This is a genomic window from Dysgonomonas sp. (assembly GCF_035323175.1).
Taxonomy (GTDB): Bacteria; Bacteroidota; Bacteroidia; order Bacteroidales; family Dysgonomonadaceae; genus Dysgonomonas.
The window spans coordinates 474,898-499,081 of sequence record NZ_DAOKYH010000001.1; the positions used below are offsets into that span (position 1 = coordinate 474,898).

The 24,184-nt window shown below is 36.7% G+C and carries 22 protein-coding genes and 1 tRNA gene; 13 read left to right on the top strand and 10 right to left on the bottom strand.

What is annotated here, in order from left to right; translation table 11 throughout:
* Positions 1-13 precede the first annotated feature (13 nt).
* Positions 14-1,309: a mechanosensitive ion channel family protein gene (locus PKC55_RS02005; RefSeq protein ID WP_135105063.1), complete on the bottom strand. Its 1,296-nt coding sequence runs from the start codon at positions 1,307-1,309 to the stop codon at positions 14-16.
* Positions 1,310-1,868: 559 nt separating this feature from the next.
* Between PKC55_RS02005 and PKC55_RS02010 the strand changes: the two genes are divergently transcribed.
* The 6 genes from PKC55_RS02010 to PKC55_RS02035 all read left to right on the top strand — a co-directional run bounded on the left by PKC55_RS02010 (position 1,869) and on the right by PKC55_RS02035 (position 7,650).
* A complete protein-coding gene (locus tag PKC55_RS02010; protein WP_291124301.1) occupies positions 1,869-2,690 on the top strand; it encodes an AraC family transcriptional regulator in 822 nt (273 codons plus the stop codon).
* A gap of 96 nt (positions 2,691-2,786) precedes the next feature.
* A complete protein-coding gene (locus tag PKC55_RS02015; protein WP_291124303.1) occupies positions 2,787-3,155 on the top strand; it encodes a VOC family protein in 369 nt (122 codons plus the stop codon).
* 473 nt (positions 3,156-3,628) lie between these two features.
* Positions 3,629-4,534, top strand: coding sequence for a sugar phosphate nucleotidyltransferase (locus tag PKC55_RS02020; RefSeq protein WP_135105060.1), 906 nt, complete (start codon positions 3,629-3,631; stop codon positions 4,532-4,534).
* Between the two features lie 170 nt (positions 4,535-4,704).
* Complete coding sequence (locus tag PKC55_RS02025) at positions 4,705-5,703, top strand: class II fructose-bisphosphate aldolase (RefSeq protein ID WP_135105059.1); 999 nt, start codon at positions 4,705-4,707, stop codon at positions 5,701-5,703.
* Between the two features lie 133 nt (positions 5,704-5,836).
* Positions 5,837-6,217, top strand: coding sequence for a BlaI/MecI/CopY family transcriptional regulator (locus tag PKC55_RS02030; RefSeq protein ID WP_135105058.1), 381 nt, complete (start codon positions 5,837-5,839; stop codon positions 6,215-6,217).
* 2 nt (positions 6,218-6,219) lie between these two features.
* Positions 6,220-7,650 carry a M56 family metallopeptidase gene (locus tag PKC55_RS02035; protein WP_324371631.1) on the top strand — a complete coding sequence of 477 codons (1,431 nt, stop codon included), beginning with the start codon at positions 6,220-6,222 and terminating at the stop codon, positions 7,648-7,650.
* 16 nt (positions 7,651-7,666) lie between these two features.
* Here the strand turns inward: PKC55_RS02035 and PKC55_RS02040 are convergent, their stop codons facing one another.
* The gene (locus tag PKC55_RS02040; protein ID WP_283686078.1) at positions 7,667-8,215 is read right to left on the bottom strand and encodes a DNA-3-methyladenine glycosylase I; all 549 of its coding nucleotides are present in this window, start codon (positions 8,213-8,215) and stop codon (positions 7,667-7,669) included.
* Between the two features lie 450 nt (positions 8,216-8,665).
* On the opposite strand from PKC55_RS02040, the gene PKC55_RS02045 reads away from it, so the two are divergent.
* Positions 8,666-9,094 (top strand): GNAT family N-acetyltransferase, encoded by a 429-nt coding sequence (locus tag PKC55_RS02045; RefSeq protein ID WP_291124308.1) that lies wholly within the window; start codon positions 8,666-8,668, stop codon positions 9,092-9,094.
* Between the two features lie 42 nt (positions 9,095-9,136).
* Here the strand turns inward: PKC55_RS02045 and PKC55_RS02050 are convergent, their stop codons facing one another.
* A complete protein-coding gene (locus PKC55_RS02050) occupies positions 9,137-10,300 on the bottom strand; it encodes an acyltransferase family protein (protein ID WP_291124310.1) in 1,164 nt (387 codons plus the stop codon).
* Positions 10,301-10,592: 292 nt separating this feature from the next.
* Between PKC55_RS02050 and PKC55_RS02055 the strand changes: the two genes are divergently transcribed.
* Positions 10,593-11,510 carry an endonuclease/exonuclease/phosphatase family protein gene (locus tag PKC55_RS02055; RefSeq protein WP_324371636.1) on the top strand — a complete coding sequence of 306 codons (918 nt, stop codon included), beginning with the start codon at positions 10,593-10,595 and terminating at the stop codon, positions 11,508-11,510.
* On the opposite strand, the gene PKC55_RS02060 is transcribed toward PKC55_RS02055, so the two are convergent.
* Positions 11,503-12,405, bottom strand: coding sequence for an AraC family transcriptional regulator (locus PKC55_RS02060; RefSeq protein WP_291125645.1), 903 nt, complete (start codon positions 12,403-12,405; stop codon positions 11,503-11,505). The two genes, PKC55_RS02055 and PKC55_RS02060, sit on opposite strands and share 8 nt — an antisense overlap.
* 269 nt (positions 12,406-12,674) lie before the next feature.
* On the opposite strand from PKC55_RS02060, the gene PKC55_RS02065 reads away from it, so the two are divergent.
* Together PKC55_RS02065 and PKC55_RS02070 are read left to right on the top strand one after the other, a co-directional pair.
* Positions 12,675-14,153 (top strand): glycoside 3-dehydrogenase, encoded by a 1,479-nt coding sequence (locus tag PKC55_RS02065; RefSeq protein ID WP_291125643.1) that lies wholly within the window; start codon positions 12,675-12,677, stop codon positions 14,151-14,153.
* Positions 14,154-14,301: 148 nt separating this feature from the next.
* A complete protein-coding gene (locus tag PKC55_RS02070) occupies positions 14,302-15,117 on the top strand; it encodes a sugar phosphate isomerase/epimerase family protein (RefSeq protein ID WP_283686084.1) in 816 nt (271 codons plus the stop codon).
* 86 nt (positions 15,118-15,203) lie between these two features.
* Here the strand turns inward: PKC55_RS02070 and PKC55_RS02075 are convergent.
* Positions 15,204-15,274, bottom strand: a tRNA-Gln gene (locus tag PKC55_RS02075).
* A 203-nt stretch (positions 15,275-15,477) separates the two neighbouring features.
* Positions 15,478-17,124, bottom strand: coding sequence for a diphosphate--fructose-6-phosphate 1-phosphotransferase (locus PKC55_RS02080; protein WP_135105050.1), 1,647 nt, complete (start codon positions 17,122-17,124; stop codon positions 15,478-15,480).
* A gap of 391 nt (positions 17,125-17,515) precedes the next feature.
* On the opposite strand from PKC55_RS02080, the gene PKC55_RS02085 reads away from it, so the two are divergent.
* Both PKC55_RS02085 and PKC55_RS02090 read left to right on the top strand, forming a co-directional pair.
* Positions 17,516-17,860, top strand: a complete 345-nt coding sequence (locus PKC55_RS02085; protein ID WP_006843041.1) for a DUF3836 domain-containing protein — start codon at positions 17,516-17,518, stop codon at positions 17,858-17,860.
* A gap of 472 nt (positions 17,861-18,332) precedes the next feature.
* A complete protein-coding gene (locus PKC55_RS02090; protein WP_324371643.1) occupies positions 18,333-18,833 on the top strand; it encodes a DUF456 domain-containing protein in 501 nt (166 codons plus the stop codon).
* Between the two features lie 48 nt (positions 18,834-18,881).
* Here PKC55_RS02090 and PKC55_RS02095 read toward each other — a convergent pair whose 3' ends face one another.
* The 3 genes from PKC55_RS02095 to PKC55_RS02105 all read right to left on the bottom strand — a co-directional run bounded on the left by PKC55_RS02095 (position 18,882) and on the right by PKC55_RS02105 (position 22,205).
* The gene (locus tag PKC55_RS02095; protein ID WP_324371645.1) at positions 18,882-19,973 is read right to left on the bottom strand and encodes a TFIIB-type zinc ribbon-containing protein; all 1,092 of its coding nucleotides are present in this window, start codon (positions 19,971-19,973) and stop codon (positions 18,882-18,884) included.
* Between the two features lie 3 nt (positions 19,974-19,976).
* Positions 19,977-21,095 (bottom strand): SPFH domain-containing protein, encoded by a 1,119-nt coding sequence (locus PKC55_RS02100; RefSeq protein WP_291130233.1) that lies wholly within the window; start codon positions 21,093-21,095, stop codon positions 19,977-19,979.
* Positions 21,096-21,407: 312 nt separating this feature from the next.
* The gene (locus tag PKC55_RS02105; protein WP_291130234.1) at positions 21,408-22,205 is read right to left on the bottom strand and encodes a DUF7003 family protein; all 798 of its coding nucleotides are present in this window, start codon (positions 22,203-22,205) and stop codon (positions 21,408-21,410) included.
* A 216-nt stretch (positions 22,206-22,421) separates the two neighbouring features.
* On the opposite strand from PKC55_RS02105, the gene PKC55_RS02110 reads away from it, so the two are divergent.
* Positions 22,422-23,381 carry an alpha/beta hydrolase family protein gene (locus PKC55_RS02110; RefSeq protein ID WP_291130236.1) on the top strand — a complete coding sequence of 320 codons (960 nt, stop codon included), beginning with the start codon at positions 22,422-22,424 and terminating at the stop codon, positions 23,379-23,381.
* 406 nt (positions 23,382-23,787) lie between these two features.
* Here the strand turns inward: PKC55_RS02110 and PKC55_RS02115 are convergent, their stop codons facing one another.
* Complete coding sequence (locus PKC55_RS02115) at positions 23,788-24,156, bottom strand: winged helix-turn-helix transcriptional regulator (RefSeq protein ID WP_291130239.1); 369 nt, start codon at positions 24,154-24,156, stop codon at positions 23,788-23,790.
* Positions 24,157-24,184 lie beyond the last annotated feature (28 nt).

The following is a 24,184-nucleotide window of genomic DNA, read 5'->3' on the forward strand; positions in this document are numbered from 1 at the left end:
AATCCAAAATTTACTATTTTACATTTTCCTTGATATATACATCAAAAATATCACTTCCGGAAGATTCTTCAAATATTGTGAGATCAAAATATTTGACAATGCCAATAAAGTGATTTACTATTTCAGATAATATAAGTTCATATTCGGCCCATACGGTAGTATTAGTAAAGGTATATAGTTCTATTGGTAACCCTTGAGGTCCGGGAGGCAATTGTCTTACCAGCAAAGTGAGGTTCTTATCAATCCTCGGATGGTTGCGTAAATAATATATCCCATACTGAAGAAACAAGTCACTATTTGTTATCCGATACATATTTGATAATAAGCCCTCTCGCTTAGGCATCTTCGAAAACTCCTTTTGTTTAGCTGTGATATACTCTTTTAACCCATCAATCTCTTTATACTTCTCCAGCTCGTCATCAGTTAGAAATCGTATTGTATTATGTTTTATGTTCAGTGCTCTACGAAAACGTCTTCCTCCCGAATCCTGCATTCCTCTCCAGTTTTGGAACGAGTCGGAAATCAAGGCATAAGTAGGTACGGTTGTTATTGTTTTATCAAAATTTCTGATTTTAACGGTTGTAAGATTTATCTCTTCTACATTGCCATCTGCACCATATTTGTTCATCGTAATCCAATCACCGATTTGAACCATATTATTCGTTGTAACCTGGATACTCCCGGCAAATCCCTTTATTGAATCTTGGAATAATAACATCAGAATAGCAGAAGCCGCTCCCATCGCAGCAAAAAATGTAGTAGCCGACTTGCCTGTGAGGATAGAGTAGATAACAACGGCTCCAAAAATAAACAATACGATTTGAACAACCTGAAAATAACTTTTCATAGGTTTGTTCTGGAAAGCTGGCTTTTCTTGCAAAACACCACCAAATGACCGAACAATTGACATTATAATCCAGATAACCATGAATACCATATATACATCCGTAGCTTTAAGCATCGGGGTAATCATCGTATGGAAATCATAAAATATCACAGGAATCGTTCCTCTCACAAAAGAATAAGGGCCTATCAGTGCAAGATAATGCGGCAACCTGTTTTCTATTGTATAATTAATAAAAGATAGTTTTGTTATATTAACCGCTCTATGAAAAACAAAAAGCAATATCCTCCTTAATAAGTATTGCAAGCACAATACTATTATTACAACTAATGCAAATAACACAATCAGTTTGGTATATATTATCCCTTGTTCGGGAACGCCCAATCCTATCAAAAAATCTTGTATCCATAGAGCAATAGTTTTGGTTATCGAACCTGCTTCAGTTTGTATCTCTTTTGAATCCATTTCTATCATTTTATTACCTTATTTGTATTAAAATCCAATCTTCATACTTCAAAACACATAAATATATGAAATAATTCGACTTCTTCTAAAACTATTTTCTCTTAAATGTTATAAAACTTCATATTTAAAACAAATATAATTATTGACAGCCTTATTATTCCCTCACTTGACACCTTGACTATCCAGTATACCTAAACTGGCTTCCCTGTTTTGCTTACGCCTAAATCTGACAGATCTCGGAATTTACGCATTAATAGACCAAACTCTTCATCGAATAATCATTTGCGATAATAATACACCGGTTCTCATTTAGAATAATCTTTAGGTTACATTTGTCATTAATAGCTTGTTTCTACCAACTAGAAAACATTGTTAAATATCTCTTTTACATCATGTTTTCGTTTAGCTCTTTCCATAATAAACTTTTTTCAATATATTGTGATTGGTTATCGGTTATGTCGGTTGGATAAATTTCACTCACAACCAATTCAAACGATAGATATGATAAAAAACTTATTTTACAACAATTCATTGAAATTTAAACAGACTCTTAGCAAAAATGCACTACGAAACATTTGAACCAAGCAGTGTCCTTAAATCATTAGTTAAATGTTACTGGACGTTGGAAGTTCCTGCCGAAAACAACGCAGAGAAACAACGAATTGTACCCGATGGCTGTTTGGAAATGGCTTTTATTCTCGGAGACGATATTAGACGTTTTACTTCCGAATGTGAATTTATACTCCAACCTCGTGCAATGGTTCTTGGTCAGATCATAGACCCTTTTTACATTCAACCAATAGGCTATGTAAATACTTTTGCGGTTCGTTTCTATCCTTACGGTTTTGCAAATTTTGTAAAAACGTCTATCAAAGATCTTGCAAATAAGGAAACCCCGATCACTGAGCTTTTTGAAGTAACAAAAGCAAACGAGTTGGAACAAAACATCATTCACGCAACTGACACGCAACAAAGAATTAAGATTGTCGAAACTTTTTTATTGAACAAAATCAACGAGAAAGCGACAATCGACAATATTGTAAAATCAACTATTGATACACTTTTCTTAACAAATGGAAATTCATCGATTAGTACAATCCTCAAAGAAAATTTATCCAAGCGCAGACAATTGGAAAGAAATTTTATGAAGCAAATCGGAATCAGCCCCAAACAATTAGGAAAAGTAATCCGGCTGCAAACGGCTCTGAAAATGTTACTCAACCATAAAACCGAAACACTCACTCAAATCGCTTACGAAAACGAATATTACGACCAGGCGCACTTTATCAAAGATTTTAAAGAATTTACAGGAACCAATCCTAAGGAGTTTTTAGAAGATAGACAAAATGTGCTGTCATCCCTTTTCTACAAAAAAGATTAAGGCTGTCGCATTTTTACAATTTTGAAGATTAACGGTATTTTATCTTTGCAATTTCTAATCAATCTAATTTGTAAAAATAACAAAAGATAAAAAATTATGCGTAATTTAATTTCAATAGTAGAAATTCCAACAACAGACTTCTCAAGAGCAGTTCATTTTTATCAAACGATCTTAGGCATTACGATCGAAGAAGTCGATATGGACGGAACACAAATGGGGGTTTTGCCGAGTGACGGGGAAACCGTAAATGTAGTTTTAGTCAAAGGCAACGATTACAAACCGACAAGTGATGGAGCGGTTCTTTACTTGAATGCAGGAAATGACCTACAACCAATGCTCGAAAAGGTAAGCAAAAATGGAGGGGAAATCATTGTAGAGAAAACCCTAATCAGTCCTGAAATGGGATTTTTTGCACTATTTATGGATACAGAAGGAAATAAGTTAGGACTGCATTCAGCACAATAAGCTGATGAGATAGGAGATATAAATTAAGGACTAAGAGTCTGTTTAAATTTCAATGAATTATTGTAAAACAATCTGTTTGTAGGATACTTAAAACAATATTTAAAGGTGGTTTCAGAACGATCAAACAACGTCGGGTAATAGAACGAACTTTTGTCTTGAAATACCGACTATAAAATTATTGTTGAACAAAGTTTAAACAGACTCTAAACCAATCTTAACCTTTTTTTTAGGTCGGAAGCGAAGTACGCAAACGTATAAAAAATCATTAAGTTATCATTAAGAATTCCATTCCGTTTCTGCATTCAATCAATAATCAGATAGTCTTCTACAAATCTTTTCCGAGAGAATAAAGCAAAGACACAGATAAGATTACACAACAAATGTGAATAGAATATATCGCATCACTATTCTTATTAATCTATAAATAAACTATCTTTGCGCCTGAAAATTACTAATCGAAAAACAATATACTTATGAAACCAACCTTGTACGTACTTGCTGCCGGCATGGGAAGCCGTTATGGCGGATTGAAACAACTTGACGGTCTTGGTCCCAATGGCGAAACCATTATGGACTATTCGATCTACGATGCTCTTAGAGCTGGATTTGGAAAGATAGTTTTTGTTATCAGAAAATCATTTGATAAAGAATTTCGTGAAAAGATTATATCCAAATACGAAAAGCATATACCGGTAGAAGTAGTATATCAGGAATTGGACAACCTACCTGAGGGTTTTACACTACATCCCGACAGACAAAAGCCTTGGGGTACAAATCATGCTGTGATGATGGCTAAGGAGGTTATACACGAACCTTTTGCTGTAATCAACGCTGATGACTTCTATGGACGCGAAAGCTATGAAATACTAGCAAAACAATTAATAGCAATGACCGGAACTGAAAACCATTATTGCATGGTTGGATACCGATTAAGCAATACCTTGTCGGAAAGTGGTGCTGTAGCTAGAGGTGTTTGCGAAACAGATAACAATCATTTTCTGTCGAGCATCGTAGAACGTACCCACATCGAGCGCAAAGACGGTGTTATTCAGTACAAAGATGCAGAAAACTATTGGTTCGAATTACCTGAAAATGCTCCCGTTTCGATGAATATGTGGGGCTTCACTCCCGACTATTTCGAACATTCTGACAAGTACTTTGTTAAGTTCTTAGAAGCAAATGAAGGAAACCACAAAGCCGAGTACTTTATCCCGCTGTTAGTAGATCATTTGATTTTGAACAAAACAGCAGACGTTAAGGTATTGGATACTCCATCCAAGTGGTTTGGTGTGACATATGCTGAAGATAGAGATGGAGTAGTAGGAAAGCTTCAAAAGTTAGTAGAAAAAGGTGAATATCCGACTCCTTTATGGAAATAAACCTAAAAGGTTATTTTATACTATTTTGAAATCTTTTATCACTATTTTTTGTTACTTTTGCATAGTAATCTATAGGTGACAACACGAATTAACGAGATTTGTACACCTTGGATAGCAAAAAGGCATGAATTTCAATAAATATACATTATATAATAATAAATTTAACAACAATGGTAAGTTATAAAGACCTAGGATTAGTAAACACTAAAGAGATGTTTGCAAAAGCTGTAAAAGGAGGATATGCTATCCCTGCTTTCAATGTAAACAACATGGAACAATTGCAGGCTATCGTTCAAGCTGCTGCTGAAACAAAATCTCCGGTAATTGTTCAAGCATCAAAAGGTGCTCGTCAATATGCTAACCCTATTTTATTACGTTATATGCTACAGGGTGCTGTAGAATATGCTAAAAGTCTAGGTTGGGAAAAACCACAAATCGTGCTTCACTTAGACCACGGTGATACTTTCGAAACATGTAAAGACTGTATCGATTCAGGATTCTCTTCTGTAATGATCGACGGTTCTCACCTTCCATACGAAGAAAACATTGCTCTAACCAAGAAAGTTGTAGAATATGCACATCAGTTTGGTGTAACAGTTGAAGGCGAACTTGGAGTATTAGCAGGTGTAGAAGACGAAGTTGTTGCAGAACACCATACTTATACAAGACCTGAAGAAGTAGTAGACTTTGCTACAAGAACAGGTTGCGACTCTTTGGCTATCTCTATCGGTACTTCTCACGGAGCAAACAAATTTACTCCTGAACAATGTACAAGAGATGAGAACGGTCATTTAGTTCCACCTCCATTGCGTTTCGATATCCTTGAAGCTATCGAAAAAGAACTTCCTGGATTCCCTATCGTTCTTCACGGAGCATCTTCAGTTCCTCAAGAAGAAGTAGCAACTATCAACAAATATGGTGGTGCACTTAAAGATGCAATCGGTATCCCAGAAGAACAACTTCGTAGAGCTGCAAAATCAGCTGTTTGCAAAATCAATATCGACTCTGACAGCCGTCTTGCTTTGACTGCTGCTGTTCGTGAAGTATTTGCAACTAAACCTGCTGAGTTTGACCCACGTAAATATCTTGGACCAGCTCGCGACAATATGAAGAAACTATACAAACACAAAATTGAAGCTGTGTTAGGTAGTGCAGGAAAAGCTGAATAAAAAGACTTTTATATAATCTGAAAAGGGAGTTACTAATTAGTAGCTCCTTTTTTATTTTATGATTTTTTAATTACAAACACCGAATAGTCTAAACAAATAGACGTATATTTATAGCCTATATAATTTTTATATCATGCAACTAACGAAAGCCGAAGAACAAATAATGCAGATCCTTTGGACAATGGAAGAAGGTACTGTTCAGGATATATTAAAAAAGTTTGACGAAAACAAACCTGCACGTACTACCATAGCTACAATACTCAGCATTCTCGAAAATAAAAACTTTGTAGAACATCGTAGTGAAGGTCGATCAAATATCTATAAAGCAGTTGTAACAAAAGAAGATTATTCTAAAAAGCAATTGTTTGGCTTCGTTAAGAACTATTTCAACGGCTCTTTTTCCTCCATGGTTTCATTCTTTGCTAAAGAAACCAATCTCAGTATAGAAGAGATGGATAAGCTTCTGAAAGAAACACGTGAAACTCTAGAAGAAAAAGATACTAACCCTGAATAACGATGGAAGCTTTTCTTTTATATATTGTCAAATCGGGTATATGCCTAAGCATATTCCTCATCGTATATATTATCTTCCTCCGCCCTACTACGTTCTATAGATTCAATAGAATATTCTTAGTATCGGGCTTTATAATGTCATTCATAATACCGGCTATCCGTTATACTTACGATGTACTAGTTCCTGCAGTAACGACAGTTGAAAGAACGATGTCAGAAACAGCCTATACCGTCAAATCACAATCGCCGGATATATGGACAATTCTCTTTATCGTATATCTCACAGGCTTCTTTATTGTATCAGGCAGAAATGTTATGGCATACAGAAAGCTTCGCTTGCTTGTAAGAAATGGTACACATGCGAAAAAAGACAATATTAATATAATAGAAAGCAATCATATCAAATCTCCATTTTCCGTCTTAAACTATGTATTACTAAATACTCAGAGCCTTTCCAAAACAGAAAAAGAGCTAATTCTACAGCATGAAATCATGCATATCAATCAGAGACATTGGTTAGACCTCCTGTGCAGCGAGTGTATATTGCTTATACAATGGTTCAATCCTTTATCTTGGTTTTATGTACATCTACTAAAGGAAAACCACGAGTTTCTGGCAGATAAAGCTGTTATAGAATCGGGTGTTTCTCCGGCAATATATCAGGCAGTACTTATCAACCAACGATTTCAGGGACAGGTATTTTCTTTTACCAGCTCATTCAACGATCACAAACCGATCAACCGGCTAAATATGCTACGTAAAGAAAAAAGCTCGCCTTGGAAGCGAATCTCTGCCCTTACTATTGTTCCTGTATTCGGAGTATTTATATGGCTTTCGGCTGTGCCCAATTACATCGTACAACCGATAGAAAATACAATGATACCGATAAAGAAAGAGGGAAACCCTGACAAGCCTGAGATCCTTGTATTAAGAGCAAAGGACAGTATAAAAGTAGAATTGAAAGAAAAAGTCACTTTTACGAATGCCGAAGAGCTGCAACCTCTATATATTATAGATGGGATAAAGTCGCAAGATGGTATAAAAGATCTTAGTCCTGATGAGATAGAAAGTATATCTGTATTAAAAGACAAAACAGCAACAGACCACTTTGGTAATGATGCCAGAGGAGGTGCTATATTAATAACCACAAAGAAAAAGCACAACACTCATATATCAGACTCCCTTGTTGTAACAAACAATAATTTGGAAAACAAAAAGGGTACTATATCCATTTTGCCATCGACAAAGAAAAGCGAAAAATCAAATGATTTGCCGGATCAACTATTAATACTAATAGATGGAAAAGAATCTTCGAAAAAAGATATGGATTCACTCGACCCAAACAATATAGAATCAGTGGAAGTGCTTAAGAATAAGGATGCTGCTTCGGCGCATGGGAATAAAGATGTTATAAAAATAACATTGAAGAAATAGTAGCCCAATAACCAGTCTACTTTTCCATCCACTTGGGATTATGCTTTCCTATCTCACAAAATATCGGACAGTCTTCATCATGAGCTCCCGGTAAATAACCCGTACTCATCAGAAATTCATTTACAATTTCTCCTCCTGTAAATTTAAATGTCTTCTTGAAAAGCTTCACCCACTCTTCCTTTGTTTTGGGGTGATGCAAATCTAACCAACCTTTGAAAGAGCCGAACTCTTTTTGCAACAATAGAATCACATTCGCATTGTGTATAGCCGCATCTATTTTCAGTCGGTTTCTTATTATACCTGCATCATTGAGCAATCGGGTTCGCTCTTCATCACCATAGCTTGCCACGGTAGTGATATCAAAGTTATTATAAGCATTCCTGAAGCCGGATTGCTTATTTAATATTGTTTCCCAACTTAGCCCTGCCTGATTGATTTCAAGCACCAAACGCTCGAAAAGCTCATTGTCATCCTCAATAGGAAAACCATAATGGTTGTCATGATACGTCCTATGCTGATCTTTTTCTCCGTGGGCAAGCCCTTTTATATAATCACAATAGCTCATTTTATATTTTCTATAGTTTAGAATTATTTATTCGGAATACAAAATAAGGATTTTCTTTGTTAATCTGCTGCACTAGTATTAAATATTGAAATTTCGGTTCTCCATATATATAAGTGACATATCCTCAAAATATAAACACCTAACTACATACGAGTTATAGCAAAAAAAGTAACAAAAGTAACACTTTTCAGTATGTTTTCTCCTGTTACCTTTTGATCTATCATCATACGCTCAAATGTACGAATCATAATATGTCAAAGACCCTTTATAATAGACAATTTTAGCATTAAAAAATAAAGATGCTATATTTGTAATACAACTCAAGTAATTAGTAAAAATTAATGTTGTATTGCAAAAAACTCTGTGTTACTTTTTTTACTCTGTGGTAAAAAATAGATGAGAGCGAATGCGACAAGAATTCCTTTTTTAGAATTTAATGCTTAAATAGAGATGATAGAAATAGAACAAATAAAAGAAGTAACACCAGATATAGTCTCAGCCTTCTGCCGACTGATGCCACAGCTTGCTCCACATTTAAAAGCTCCTCAGATGGAGGACTTAAGCCATATCGTTAATGATAAAAACAAATATATTTTTATCGCTTCCAATCCTCAGATAGTGGGAACAATCACCTTAGTAATTGTAAAGATACCATCGGGAACAAGAGCCTGGATAGAAGACGTTATTGTAGACCAACATGCCAGAGGGCAATCTATTGGCGAAAAGATGCTACAGTACGTCATCGACTTTGCTAAAAAGCTGAATATAGCAAGTATCAATCTCACATCGAGCCCAAGCCGTATAGCAGCCAACAAGCTGTACCAGAAATTAGGATTCAATCTCCGTGAAACAAATGTTTACAGAATAGATGTAGATTAAAGCTAGTTGAGTTAAAAGACAACTATCGTTTGTATTAAACGCCTATATCTTTATATATATACGTTTTTTATACAAGACATTCCCTACCAGCCATGCGACAAAAACAAAAATTAGTGCAAAAAGCAAGGATCCAAAATAATCGCCTAATACTGGTTGCAACAGATCGTTATATAAATAAGATTTCGGATTAGTCGTTGCCTCATTGCTGCTGAAATGTATTCCGTCTGCAAGAGTTGCCATAACGCCTGCTAGGACATATATAAACAAAGGATTCACCCCAAACGATTCGAAAAATACCGACCACTTCTTATACCCCTTCACATCGATGATCCATATAAGCAGCGATAAGAAGGTAGCACCCAATCCACATGTAGTCAGAACAAATGTCGGAGACCATATCTTCTTATTTATAGGACAGCCGTAACTCAACAGAAAGCCAGAAAAGGTAAGTATTGCACCTATAATAAACAGGTGAAGCATCCTTTGTTGGTTATCTTTTGTTTCCATCAATATTTTTCCACAATAGAAACCGATCAATACATGACAGACAGCAGGGATGGTGCTTAAAATACCTTCGGGATCGAGACCGAACTCTGTGTACATATGATTCAGTCCAAGAATACTTTGATCTGTCACTGCTAGGATATTGTATCCTTCCGTGGCAAAACCGTTCCCGAAAAGTAAAAGCAAGAAATAACCGACCAGACCGACTACAATTATATACGGTATATACTTATGTTTTAGAAATATTGCTATCAGAGATGTTATTCCATACGTAAGTGCCAAGCGTTGCATTACACCGAGAATACGCAGATGTTCAAAATTGGTGACGGATCTGCTCAACCGTTCCCAAAATCCCAGATTCTCGGCAGCTAAACCATGGTATGTACCGAATGAAACACCCAACCAAGAAAGTCCCAGACCGATAAGAAATATAACGAATGTACGTTTCAGTATTTTTCTTAGTGTGGGCACAGAAAACTCAAAGTTGAATTTCCGTAACGAGATAAAGGTAGAAATACCCATAATGAACATGAAAAACGGAAAGATAAGGTCTGTGGGAGTTAATCCATTCCACTCGGCATGTCTCAACGGAGCATATATATGCCCCCATGATCCGGGGTTGTTCACAAGTATCATTCCGGCGATGGTGATACCCCTCAAAACATCGAGAGATAAAAGGCGACTGCTAGCTTTTGCTTCCATTATATAGTTATTTCTAATAGTTTAGATCTAAAACAGCACAAATATAATAAACTAACAGAGCATACGAGCATAAGTCAATTTATTTTATGAAGAGTTCCAGACTTTTCTTTTTTGTATCTTTTTCCCTTTGGACATAGAGAGAAATCTCTTATCGAGATCCGTGATTAACACTCAGTATGACAAATACATTAAAAATATACCGAAAGAAAGCAATTTTATATACCTTTGAATCGTACCGATTTGATTTTACTTAAAATCATTCAAAAATTTATTAACCTAAGCCCAATTCCAAATGAGATTTATTGACAAAACACTATTAATTATACTGTTCATTTTCATTGTATGCTCACACAGCAAGGCACAGTCTGCTGCACCTATAGAACTGAAGGTCATGAGTTTTAATATCTGGCACGGAGGAGGCTCTTCCATTGGTGCAACAGGAAAAGTATTTGTAGAAAGCCAAGCCGATATAATTGGTATTCAGGAATCAACACACAACGGGAAAAATACAGCGGTTCATTTGGCCGATAGTTTGGGTTGGCATTCATACGTTTTCGAAGGACGAACCATCGTGACAAAATATCCGATTGTAGATACCTCGGCAAACAATCACGGAGTAAAAATAAAGATCAATAAAGACCATTTTGTTTGGATGTTCAATGTTCATCTGATGTATTGCCCTTACGAGCCTTACCAACTGAATGGCATAGAGTATTGTGGCGGCCCAATACTCCACTCTGCAGAAGAAGCTATAGCCTCCGCTATCAAATCGAGAGGGAACACCGTAGACTCAAATATTGCCGATATAATAGAAGTTCGGAAAGAGGGCTATCCGATATTTCTCACAGGCGATTTCAACGAGCCCTCTTATCTCGACTGGACAACAAAAGCTGTTGATGCAGGACTATGCAAAACAGCAGTAGAGTGGCCTTCTACAAAGGCATTTTCAGACAAGGGAGGTATGAAAGATTCGTATCGAACATTCTATCCCGATGAAGTAAAAAAGCCGGGGCACACGTGGACAACACTGCCTGAAACCTCTGCATATAAAGAAGTTCTCGACCGCATCGATTTTGTCCTTTTCTCGGGTGAAAAAATAGAGTTGAAAAATTCTCAGATTGTAGGAGAAGAAAGCCCTCTGAGTGATATCAGGTTTAAAAATTACCCTTCAGATCATAGAGCAGTACTAAGCACTTTTATCCTTAAATAAGCTGAGTAGCTTGCTTGTTTACAGCCCGATACCTTACAGGTGATACACCCATCATCTTTTTAAAAAGGCGAGAATAGTAATAAGGATCATCAAAACCAACCATGATGGATATCTGATTCACTTTCATTGTGCTATTGATCAAGTAGTAACAAGATCGTTGCACCTTAAGTTGATTGAAATACTCCATCGGAGCAATCCCCATATTCCTGTAAAACAAACGATAAAAATAAGAAACAGAATATCCAAAGTGCCTTGCAATATCAGACAACTTTAGTTTATTTCCTATATTTTGATTCATATAGTGCGTTGCCAGATGTATTAGAGAAGTCCCGTATTTATTTTCTGTTTTAGGGTCTCCGGATCTTTTCACGTATAAAATAGAGGCTAGAAAATAAGCCAATCCAGAATTTGCATATTGTAGTGCACTATCATCATAAGAATCGAGTAAAACATTATAAATATCCTCAAACAATTTGAAACGTTCATCAATACGCAGCGTATTTTCCGAATCCAAAGAAATCACCTGCCCATATACTTTTGAGAACAACTCAGATTTATAACCTTTGAAATGTATCCAGTAAATTGACCATGAATTCAGCTCATTAGCACCATAACGATGTGCTTTATTTGCAGGTAATATAACAAACTGATTCTCACCTACAGCCTGCATCTTTCCATCTAGTTCGATCCATCCGCCACCTTTGGTACAATATATAAGAATATTTTCGGGACATCCCTCGGGTCTGTTTATATAATGATATTTTGCATTTGGAAAATACCCTAACGAATGAAAATACAAATCATTCATCATCGGATTCTTACCCATTCTATCGACAATAAAGTATGGTAGTATTATGCTCCATTGTCCCTGAAAGCCATGTTTTATTTGCATCATTTCACCCTGTTTTTAGATATCAAATAAAAATAGCAATAATAATCCATCCTTTTAGCAAAAATAGTCTATCTTTTTTATTCTCCGCATTCACTATTTTTGTTTTAATATCATGAAAAATATACTTTTAGACAAAATAAGTAGCGACTTTTTGCAACCTTAATTATCCATGAATTTTCATTTTCCTGTTGATTAATTATAAACAAAATAAATCACAGAACGAAAGTAGGGTATCAAAATCTTATGATCAAAGAACTTTAAACAGCTATTATATGACTTCTCGTAGAAATTTTATAAAAAAATCAGCTATAGCCGCTGCCGGTTTATACATTTTTCCATCAAATGTTATCAGCGGATTGGGACATAAAGCCCCTAGTGACAAACTTAATATAGTGGGTATAGGCGTAGGTGGAAAAGGACATCCTAACCTTGTAGGAATGAATACTGAAAATATAATAGGTCTTTGCGATGTAGACTGGGCTTATTCTAAAAACTGTTTCAATGACTTCCCGAAAGCCAAGCGTTACAAAGATTGGCGCAAAATGTTTGATGAAATAGGTAAAGAGATTGATGGTGTAATGATATCTACCCCCGACCATACACATGCCATCATAGCAGCAACAGCATTAACGCTGAACAAACATGTTTACTGTCAAAAGCCATTAACACACTCAATATATGAAAGTCGTCTGCTAACACGTTTGGCTGCCAAACATAAGGTAGCGACTCAAATGGGGAATCAGGGAAATTCGGGCGATGGAGTACGTCAGGTATGCGAATGGATATGGAACGGAGAAATAGGCGAAGTGCGTGAAGTGCATGCATGGACAGACCGCCCGATATGGCCTCAAGGGTTACAGCGTCCTAAAGAAGTAGTAAAAGTACCTTCAACATTGGATTGGGATAACTTTATAGGGCCTGCTCCTTTCCGCCCTTACAACCCCGTGTATACTCCTTGGAATTGGCGTGGCTGGTGGGATTTCGGCACGGGAGCTTTTGGCGATATGGCTTGCCATGTGCTCGACCCTATCTACCAAGCACTAAAGCTCGGTTATCCGACTAAGATACAGGGTAGTTCTTCCCTTATCAATACCGAATCTCCGCCTCAGAGCGAACAGGTAGAATTTACATTCCCTTCACGAGACAATATGCCTAAAGTAGCAATGCCCGAGGTAAAGGTATATTGGTATGATGGCGGGCTTTTCCCTCATCGCCCTGATTTGCTCCCCGATGGAACCGATCTTATGAGAGATGGGCTTGGTGGCTGTTTATTCGTTGGCTCGAAAGATACGCTGCTAACTGATTGTGGTGGATTTAATCCTCGCTTGCTATCGGGACGTACACCGAATGTTCCTCAAACCCTTCGACGTGTTCCGGGTGCTACAGGATATTCTGACGGATATCATGAGCAGGATTGGATCAGGGCTTGTAAAGAATCTGCAGACAACAGGGTTGAAACATCGAGCAACTTCGCATATGCCGGGCCATTCAACGAAATGGTCTTACTTGGTGTTCTTGCCATACGGTTACAAAGTCTGAATAAAATTTTGAAATGGGATGGAGAGAAAATGAAGTTTACAAATATAGGAGCAAACGAAGAACTAAGAATTGTCTCAAAAGATAGCTTCCGTGTAGAAGACGGGCATCCACACTTTGAAAGAGAGTATATAACATCAAATGCACAAGCCACCGCTGCTGAATACATAAGGCATACATATAGGGATGGATGGGCTTTGCCTGCGATGCCTTAAACTCAGACATAAAGAGTATGTCAAGGATGATTTAATTCGATAATATTCATATCTTTGGTATACTTTTATATTCTTTCGTACAAGAATATTATACGCACGAATCGAGAAACGCCCAGATTATAACTACTTATTTTTAATACCAAACAATATGAAAAATTTGAAGCTTTTATTATTACTCATCTCTTTATGTTTTATAGGATGTAAAGATGGGACAAAACAACCCGAATGGAAAATGGGTATTCAGACATATACATTCCACAAATTCACGCTGATGGAAACGCTCGACAAAACAAAAGATCTGGGTATTCACTATGCCGAAGCATTCTTCTCTCAGGCTTTAGGAAAGAATTTTCCTGATACGGCCTATTTGAACTTTGATTTGTCGGAAGAAACAAAAGCACAACTGAAAAAGGAATTTAAAGACCGGAATATTACCTTATATGCCTTCGGTGTAGCATCGTATGATACGAATGAAGAATGGGAGCGATTTTTCAGTTTCTCGAAAGATATGGGAGTACATACCGTAACATGTGAACCAAAATTAGAACAACTTGACTTTGTTGAACAACTTGCACTCAAATACGATATCGAAGTAGCCATACATAACCATCCTGAACCTTCTATCTATGCAAATCCGGATGTACTTGTAAAAGCCCTCGAAGGACGAAATAAGATAATGGGCGTATGTGCTGATATCGGACATTGGAAAAGAACAGGAAACGACCCTATAGAAGCTCTCAAAAAATTTGATGGACGAATAAAGGTTGTACACATGAAAGACCTCAACGAAGGAATGGAGGATACAACATGGGGAACAGGAGTATTGCAAGTAAAAGAAGTAATCAATGAACTGAAAAGACAAAACTTCAACGGGCTTATTTCTACCGAGTATGAAAGCTTTGGAGATTCTCAAATAGATGATATCAAGAAAAGTCTGGAATACTTTATGCTGAACTCAAAATAGTAGTGGCAACGCAAAAGAAACAGTAAGGGTAAAAATAAGAAAAGAGCTGTATATTTTAATATACAGCTCTTTTCTTATTTTTGTAGTTGTCTCACAAGGATTCGAACCTTGAACGACTGAACCAAAATCAGTTGTGTTACCATTACACCATGAGACAATACCATTTGCTTCAAAAGCAGTGCAAAAGTAGAAGTTTTTTATTAATAAACAAAGCTTTTCGATATGTTTTTGTTGAATTTCTTATAAAGAAAGACTGCTCTTAATAGATTATTGATACAATAGCATCTCTAACCGTTTCATAGCCAATAAAAAAGAGGCTGTAACAAAATTACAGCCTCTTGCTAAAATATTTTGAATATTTTATCTTCCTTGTTCCAGTCTTAATGTAACTGTAGGTTGGTCGCAAACTTCTGATGGTCCGAAGAACTGAATTGGCCCCGGATATACAAACTCTGTTCCAACAGCCCACTCTTCACGATGTGCAGCAAAATATTGGAATGGTGCTCCATCAAGTTTCACTAAAGCTTTCTGGATTACAGGTTTCATTTCGCCATGACGACGTTCCATATTCATCATCATTGTTACAGGCACACCTCCGGCAATCCATTCGCTAGCAGGCGCTGTTGTGTTGCGCACAGAAGACATATAACCGGTCTTACCTGCAGCGATAAGAGCAGCAGCAGTATATCCTAACGAATAACAATAATCTGAATCGTAGTTTGAAGGAGTTGCACAACGTCCTTCGTAACCGAAGAAGTGTTCCTGAGCAGCAAACTTACCTTTGTATTTACCGGCAACTTTCATTTCAGCCAGTTTATTACCTACCATTTCAGATAATAGCTTCTCTGTTTCGATCAAAGAAACTTGTACGTTTCCGTGAGGGTCACGATCTAAAGTCAACTGACGAGCTACACCGGAAGGTAAGCTTGCGAATATTTTCGCATTTTCGGCAGACAAGTTCTTTTGGATATATGCAAGCTGATCATCTTTAGGAACAGCATTGAATTCACGTTGATGATGTGCCAAGAAATCATTCAATTCTGAAATAAGACCTTTCATGGCAGGAATAAATTCGATAAGACCTTCAGGGATCAATACTGTTCCGAAGTTATTACCATCTTCTGCACGTTTAGCTACAACATTTGCTATATCTGTAACGATATCATCCAAAGACAATTTTTGAGCTTCTACCTCTTCTGAGATAATACATACGTTTGGTTGTACTTGAAGAGCACATTCCAATGCGATATGAGAAGCAGAACGTCCCATTAGTTTGATAAAGTGCCAGTATTTACGAGCAGAGTTACAGTCGCGTTGTATATTACCGATAACTTCAGCATATACTTTACAAGCTGTGTCGAAACCGAATGATGTTTCTATCATTTCGTTTTTCAAGTCACCGTCAATTGTTTTCGGACAACCGATTACCTGAACACCTGCATTGATTTCTTTGTAGTATTCAGCAAGCACACAAGCATTTGTGTTCGAATCGTCACCACCGATAATAACAAGAGCTTTTATATCTAGTTTTTTCAATATTTCAAGACCTTTGTCAAATTGCTCTTTGCTTTCGAGCTTTGTACGACCAGAACCGATAATATCAAAACCTCCTGTATTACGATATTCATCGATAATGTCGGCTGTAAGTTCTTTATAATCGTGATCAACCAAACCGCCCGGGCCCATTAGGAATCCGAAAAGACGACTGCTGACATTCATATTTTTTATACCATCAAAAAGACCGGCGATAACGTTATGACCACCAGGAGCTTGTCCTCCAGAAAGTATAACTCCTACATTGATAGCAGGTAAGCTTACCTTTTCTGAAGTTTCTACAAACTTGATAGTCGGCATCCCATATGTATTAGGGAATAACTTTTTCACCTCTTCCTGATCTGCTACGGATTGAGTAGCTGCTCCTTCCTCAACTTTTACAGAGCCATACAATGCTTTTGGCATTTTAGGGTTATAAGCAGCTCTTGCAATTTGTAACGCACTTTTTTTCATTTGTTTTTATTGATTATATATAGTTTAATATTCTCATTTTTAAGGCACGCAAATTTCGTCATTTTTTTTGATATATGAAAGAGATTAATTCTCATCAAGGAGGATTTTTACGAACCTCCTCTTATATTTTTACTTATTTTAAATTTTTGATATTTTTTGATGACTTTTTATTACTCTTTTCTACCTTAAAAGTCATTCTATTCGCATAGATATAATTCAGAAGCAATACAACTTTCATTTTGAAAGACAAAATAACTAAAACTAAAAACAAATAGAATATATAAATACTATATTAACTATATTTAACTGCATTCTTGTAACTTTTTGTCACAAAACACGTCTTATATATAAAGAAACAAAAGTATCTTTGTATAACTAAATAAATAAAGCCATGAACCTAAAAAAATTATTATTATTCGCAGTTCTATTTTTATCATTGAGCATATATGCTAATGATCCGGAAACAGTGATGTTCAGCAATATAGAAACAACTGAAACAGGTTGCGTAAAGGAATTCTTGTTATGTGACAAAAACACCAACGCCCCTTTAACCAAGACGGTTTATAACTATGATGCTACCGGACGTATGCAAGAAAAAGCTACCTACGAATGGGATGGAGCAAAAGGATGGATCGGTGTTCAAAAATATGAATATAGCTACGATAAAAACAATCAGCCAACAGCTCCTACCCTATATAAATGGGACAATAAATCTAGCAATTGGTCAAAAAAATAAACCTCTCCAATAGTCGGAAAAGTGGAAGCCTTGCATAAAATGATGCGAGGCTTTTTTCATTTGCTACCTTAACGTAAAAAGATAAAAGTATAAACTTCATAAAAATGACCATAAACGATGTTCTCTCTTCTGATACATCATCGTATTTCTGAATAAAAAATGACCTTTTAAAAACTTTTTTGCCTGTTCTATGTTTAAATACTAAAATATAACAGGAGAATGTGACGGTAAGAAAATGAGGAAAACCATTGAAGATTGTACAATCCTAAATTATTAGTACAAAGCCCACAAGGCTCAATCGAAGTCTTGGTACAGTAAAAAAAGGAGTCGAATAGAGTATTAAAAGAGAGAGATCATAAACATGGTCTCTTTTCGTTCATATTAATAATGAATAAATACAACAATACTCTGAATGATATACTTTTAGAATCAACCATTTAAACAAAGTTACCAAATCTCATAACAAAACAATATGGCCCTTGACTTTATTCTTATTACAATCGGAACAGTCCTTGTCATCATCGGGATTATCGGGTGTATTTTACCCGCTTTACCGGGAGTTCCGCTAAATTACATCGCAATTATTCTGTTACAATTTACGTCCAAAATAAATTTCTCCACAGAATTTCTTGTTGCTTGGGGTATAATTATCATAATTGTCCAACTATTAGATTATTACATCCCTATTTGGGGTACTAAAAAATTGGGAGGGGGTTCGTACGGTGTATGGGGAAGTGCTATAGGGATGGTACTAGGTCTTTTCATCTTTCCTCCCTGGGGTTTTATTGTCCTCCCTTTTGTCTGTGCTGTAATAGGAGAGATATTGGACAATAAAGAGTTCAGTGTCGCACTGAAGGCGGGCTTTGGTGCTTTTGTTGGCTTCTTAGCCGGAATCATAATGAAACTAGTTGTTGCAATTATCCTGTCTTTCTTTTTCTTTAGAGAAGTTGTCAGGTACTTTATCAACAACTAGATATAGGATTCAGTCTATAACTATACAATTCAGACACCTACCCCCTTATCATCCATAATTATTCACGAACCAAATAAACAGAGCCAGTAATATAAGACCCGCCGTAATAGCCAAAGCTATTTTAGCAACACTATATGGTCTGTCGCCTGTTACACGTCCCGTACGTGCATTCACAAAGAAATGATATAGCTTGTTGTTATATGTATAAGACGACATATACACAGGCAACAATATCAACTTGAATTTCACATCACTAAAGGACATCTTTTTAGAATGTATACGTTGCCTATCACCTCCGATATCTTGACAGATAGCATAGTCAATATCCGACTCCATCTTACTTTTGGCTGCCACATATCCGGTTTGCATATTTATATTATACTTCTCTGTAATAAAGCCACTAAGAAAGCGATTATCTGCCTCTACCATGTTCATCATATCCCAATTGCTGATCTCGGTCATCACTTGTGTTGTGATAATTTTGGATGCAGGAATCATAACATCGTCGAAGAACAAAGAAATATGCCCGCTAACATCACTCCAACGTGTGCGTGTCTCGGTACGACGATTTTTACCCACTCCTACCGTGGTGGTATAATCATCTCCTCGTTCGCCGGTATAATCCGTCTCGGTCTGAGCATCGTAAGTCCAACAAGGGATATAAACACCCTGTTGTCTGCGATCGTACAAAGCCCTCGACTTTAATTTATTGGGAGCAAACCATCGTCTGGATATCCAAACAGACATATAGCTCCCGATCTCATTATCAGAAATCTTGAACGGCAACAAGTACGATGGCTGAACAAGGCGTTCCTCGTGGGCATCCGATACAATCAGCGGTGTTGCACAATAAGGACACTCTACAGACTTCATGCTTTCGTCGAAAGTAGATTCTGCACCGCAAGTACGGCAACTGATTACTTTCGTGGCTTTAGTATTTAATACCTCCGCTTGTTCTGCATACGTATCAAAATCAAGCTCCTGTACGTCATCAACCTTTTTACTATTGATGGGAGTATCCATCCCGCAGTAATCGCAGTGAAGAAAATCTGTTCCCGGTTTGTATTTAAGAGCAGCGCCACATTGCGGACATTGATATGTGTCGCTGCCATTCAATGTAATTTGAAAGTTATCCGCCATATCCTAATCTTGTTTTGGCAGAGGAGGAGGTGTCATTGTCCAAAGGTCTTGCAAGTCCGGCTGATTTCCTGCCGGAGCCCAATCTGCCAATCCGCTTTTCCAAACCAAAGTATCACGGGTCAGTGTATTGCTCTTTGACAGTTCTACTAATGCAGCCTTATCAAAAGGGCCTGCTTGCTGCCCGTTCACTGCCACATAGTAAGAAGCAGCACCCGGAAGTGGTGGTGGCACAGCTTGTCCCGAAGGATTTTGATTTGCTGGATGTGTCTGGTTAGCCATCGATTGCACCATCTGATTGGCCATTGCCATACCTGCACCAAGCCCGACTCCCATACCGGCCGTACCCGAAGGGTTTTCGGCAGCCGCTTCCATAGCCTTTGCAGCCTTCATTTTGGTCAGTTTATCCAAATCTATTTTATCAAGGCGGCTAAGTTCGAATATCTCTTTCTTCACCTCATCAGGCATAGAGATATTCTCTATCAGGAATTTGGTTACATCCATACCGTATGCACCAAAATCATCCTTCATATAGCCGAATATAACTTCCGAAAGTTCATTCAGGTTAGCGGCATACGATTCTATCGGCAAGTTTGACTCTGCTGCGGCATCCGAAAAGCGGGTAACAATAATACTCTTCAGCTGTTCTTTGATATTGTCGGTAGTAAAGGTCTGATTCGTTCCAACGATCTCCCTAATAAACACAGGGGCATCGGTTATCTTGAATGAGTACATCCCAAATGCTCTTATTTCGACCATTCCAAAACGATTATCGTTTAAAATTATGGCATTCTTAGTTCCCCATTTCTGGTCTATAAAGTTCTTTGTACTCACAAAATAGACTTCTGCCTTGAACGGACTATTAAATCCATACTTCCATCCTTTCAGCGTAGTGAGTATCGGCAGGTTTTGAGTGTTAAGCGTATAAGTGCCGGGTGTAAAAGTATCGGCGATTTCGCCCTCATTTACAAATACGGCTATCTGTCCTTCGCGAACAATCAGTTTCGCATTGTTTTTTATTTCGTTGTTGTACCTCTCAAAACGATAAACAATAGTATCTTGCGTATTATCTAAAAATTCGATAATATCTATTAATTCATTTCTTAGCTTATCAAAAAGTCCCATACCTGATATTTTTTGAGTTAATATTCTTTCTTCAAAAATATATTATTTTTATCATTAAAAAGCAGTTTTACAGCTTTTTATTTTCTTTTATCAAAGTTCGTGCTACGATCTCATATTCAGCAACCAAAGCAATTCTCCCAACATAAAAAGTAACAAAAGTAACAGGTATCAGCATATTATTTATTGTCACTTTTTCCCTCTGAAGAAATTACTCTTAAAGGTGACTGCTTCTATATTAGACAATTTTTATATATAAAAATCACAAAGGAAAGATTGCTTTAGGGATATAAGCGAAATATGTATTGATACACTTTATAAATACCCAGACTCCCAATTACTCCAATGGTTATTTGGTTTTTGTGTAGGCTTCCAAAGTGCAGAATCTCTACTGACCAAAATTTTTGCTATTAATTGATATACTTCTTGCTTACTTGGAGGAATACTTTTGTTGTAGAAGCTTGAAAAATGGAATTCGTCTATAACCATTATCTTAGGAATATCTTTGGGAATATATCGTCTGATTTCGATTTCTCTTGCCCTTAATAGATCTGGATTTACTTCATTAAGGTATCGAATCAACTGGGGAAAGCCAATCGATTCATCAGAACTGGAAAGTTCGTTAGGTTGTATTCCTAAAGCTTTATACAGGGAAGGATCATGTTCTATTTTTACCATCTCTCCTCTCACCTTTACACTATCAGATTTGAGACTAACAAGTTCAAACAATTCGTTCTTTCCTCCCACTTTACTAATACGTGCAAATTCGTCACTGGGAATAAGAATGACAGACTCCATATTAGATATTCGATTATCCTCATAAGAGGATTCTTTAATGTATTCGATACAGTTGCCCACGTAGTCCAACTCAATATCAGCATATCCGCTTCTATTCTGATAGGCACTCTTTTCAAAAACAACAGCCCATCTATTCGCATCTGCATATAAATGAATGCGACTTCCTACAGTATTAGAATATCCATGCTCTAAGTCAAGAAAAAATATATATGAATAGTCACTCTTATTGGTAATATATCTACCTGTGACTCCATAAAATGTAGAATCAAGTTCTTCTAGTATTTCTTTTTCTGTATACGACTTACTAGTAGTCATACATGCATATAATAGAAATAAGGACAAAACATAAACTATAAGTAATTTAAAGTACGTCATATACCATTCTTATATTTTATCAACAAATTCACTCTATATTATTGTAACAAATATAAATTAAATTGCATAACTCTAGAAAGACTTGTAACCTTTTTTATATATGCTGTGTCCTATAATTATAAAGAATAAAAAGATAACTAAAAACACACAGAAGATATGATTAATAAAAATACTATAATAAATTACTTTAAAAACATTGAAGGATTAAGGAATCCTCCGTTTCTTAATCGAAGAGCCTTCATCCTGCTATTACTTTTAACCTCATTAAATCATATAAAAGCTCAATCGCAGGAAGTTACCACTGAGAATATCAGATTTGAGAGCGAGGGAATAACTCTGGCCGGCACGATCTACACACCTCAACATTCGGATGCTGCGGTAGTTTTAGTACATGGTTCGGGGCAGGAGCATAGAATGAATGAATTTGCATCCCTTTTAGTACAAAATGGAATTTCAGTATTAACCTACGATAAGCGAGGAGTAGGTGAATCGGGTGGAACTTATATGGGTCCGGAGGTGGGCACGAATAATGTTGACTCCTGCAATCTTACACTATTAGCTAAAGATGCAAATGCTGCCATAAATACACTTCATGAGCGAAACAAGAACATACCAATTGGTTTAGTTGGCTTTAGTCAGGCAGGATGGATCATTCCTATTGCTGCAAGCAATAATTCATCTGTCAATTTCATGGTGCTGTTTAGTGGTCCTATAATTTCAACACTTGAGCAACTACGATTTCAGTTTTTCACAAATGGTGACCCTGATTTTTGGAATTCCCATACCGAAGCTGAGGCTCGTGAAAGTTTGCATCACAATAGTCGCTTTGATGAGCAGTATAAAATAGAATCTTACAAGTTTATCGACACAGACTCTTACGAAACACTAAACAAACTTTCAACTCCGGGGCTTTGGCTTTTTGGCGAGAAGGATATACAAATCCCGGTAAGATTATCAATAGAACGTCTAAATACGCTTAAGGTTGAAGGCAAACCTTACGAGTACTGCCTATTCTCAACATTGGGACATAATCTTACATTCTCGGACTCCGGCGAGCCTGTTCGCATCGCTACCCATTGGATTAAAAACAGAAAGTATTATATAAAAAATAAATAATAGAAACTGCCCTTTATATTTTTGTGCTCTTCTTTGAAGCATTAATAATTTAGTCATCTAACTTACCTGCTTCAATACCTTTAATTAAGTCTCCTAGTCCCTCTGGGAAGCTATTGGTCGATGCTCATCTGAAAGCAGAAACTCAAATGTCAGCAGAAACGGAATAGGTCAGGTTGTAGAGAATGATTTATCTAATAGAACATAACAAAGCCTTTTGCATACGCATTGTGTAAAGTACAGAGTCCCCTATAAAAGACATACAAGACTTCTAATTTAATCCAACTTAAAGGGGTTATCAGAAATCACGAAAAAGAGTTATCATTTTTTATATTGGGATAGGTTCATTCCTATATTCACCTTGGAAAGATTTGTAAAAACAGCTTTTTTTTGATAGGCAAATACATCCTCAGTCTCCCGCACTTAACATGTTTTTACGGTGCTCCAATCCCCATTCTACCATTGTGTCTAATACTTTTTTGAATGCTATCCCCGATTCGGTAAATTCATACTCTACAGTTACGGGAATAGTATTATAAACAGTTCGTTTAACCATGCCGTTCATTTCCAGATCACGCAATTCTTTCGAAAGCATTCTGGGCGTAATTTTCGGAATTTCTCTTTCAAGTTCCTTGAAGCGTTTCTTCCCAAAAATCAGTGCAGCCATAATCGGTAGTTTCCATTTTCCCATTAACACATTAATAGTGTCGTTTATTGCTAACATGAATGATTGTGGGCATTCTTTAATACTTTCAAAATCCATCATTTCTAGGTCCATAATAGTTTAACAGTCTGATACTATACTT

Coding starts and splice junctions, on each gene's coding strand:
- PKC55_RS02050 (WP_291124310.1), bottom strand. CDS start 10,300: ATGGAAGCAAAAGCTAGCAGTCGCCTTTTATCTCTCGATGTTTTGAGG.
- PKC55_RS02060 (WP_291125645.1), bottom strand. CDS start 12,405: ATGATGCAAATAAAACATGGCTTTCAGGGACAATGGAGCATAATACTA.
- PKC55_RS02055 (WP_324371636.1), top strand. CDS start 10,593: ATGAGATTTATTGACAAAACACTATTAATTATACTGTTCATTTTCATT.
- PKC55_RS02005 (WP_135105063.1), bottom strand. CDS start 1,309: ATGGATTCAAAAGAGATACAAACTGAAGCAGGTTCGATAACCAAAACT.
- PKC55_RS02100 (WP_291130233.1), bottom strand. CDS start 21,095: ATGGGACTTTTTGATAAGCTAAGAAATGAATTAATAGATATTATCGAA.
- PKC55_RS02045 (WP_291124308.1), top strand. CDS start 8,666: ATGATAGAAATAGAACAAATAAAAGAAGTAACACCAGATATAGTCTCA.
- PKC55_RS02110 (WP_291130236.1), top strand. CDS start 22,422: ATGATTAATAAAAATACTATAATAAATTACTTTAAAAACATTGAAGGA.
- PKC55_RS02095 (WP_324371645.1), bottom strand. CDS start 19,973: ATGGCGGATAACTTTCAAATTACATTGAATGGCAGCGACACATATCAA.
- PKC55_RS02040 (WP_283686078.1), bottom strand. CDS start 8,215: ATGAGCTATTGTGATTATATAAAAGGGCTTGCCCACGGAGAAAAAGAT.
- PKC55_RS02065 (WP_291125643.1), top strand. CDS start 12,675: ATGACTTCTCGTAGAAATTTTATAAAAAAATCAGCTATAGCCGCTGCC.
- PKC55_RS02020 (WP_135105060.1), top strand. CDS start 3,629: ATGAAACCAACCTTGTACGTACTTGCTGCCGGCATGGGAAGCCGTTAT.
- PKC55_RS02025 (WP_135105059.1), top strand. CDS start 4,705: ATGGTAAGTTATAAAGACCTAGGATTAGTAAACACTAAAGAGATGTTT.
- PKC55_RS02035 (WP_324371631.1), top strand. CDS start 6,220: ATGGAAGCTTTTCTTTTATATATTGTCAAATCGGGTATATGCCTAAGC.
- PKC55_RS02080 (WP_135105050.1), bottom strand. CDS start 17,124: ATGAAAAAAAGTGCGTTACAAATTGCAAGAGCTGCTTATAACCCTAAA.
- PKC55_RS02105 (WP_291130234.1), bottom strand. CDS start 22,205: ATGACTACTAGTAAGTCGTATACAGAAAAAGAAATACTAGAAGAACTT.
- PKC55_RS02015 (WP_291124303.1), top strand. CDS start 2,787: ATGCGTAATTTAATTTCAATAGTAGAAATTCCAACAACAGACTTCTCA.
- PKC55_RS02070 (WP_283686084.1), top strand. CDS start 14,302: ATGAAAAATTTGAAGCTTTTATTATTACTCATCTCTTTATGTTTTATA.
- PKC55_RS02030 (WP_135105058.1), top strand. CDS start 5,837: ATGCAACTAACGAAAGCCGAAGAACAAATAATGCAGATCCTTTGGACA.
- PKC55_RS02010 (WP_291124301.1), top strand. CDS start 1,869: ATGCACTACGAAACATTTGAACCAAGCAGTGTCCTTAAATCATTAGTT.
- PKC55_RS02085 (WP_006843041.1), top strand. CDS start 17,516: ATGAACCTAAAAAAATTATTATTATTCGCAGTTCTATTTTTATCATTG.
- PKC55_RS02090 (WP_324371643.1), top strand. CDS start 18,333: ATGGCCCTTGACTTTATTCTTATTACAATCGGAACAGTCCTTGTCATC.
- PKC55_RS02115 (WP_291130239.1), bottom strand. CDS start 24,156: ATGGACCTAGAAATGATGGATTTTGAAAGTATTAAAGAATGCCCACAA.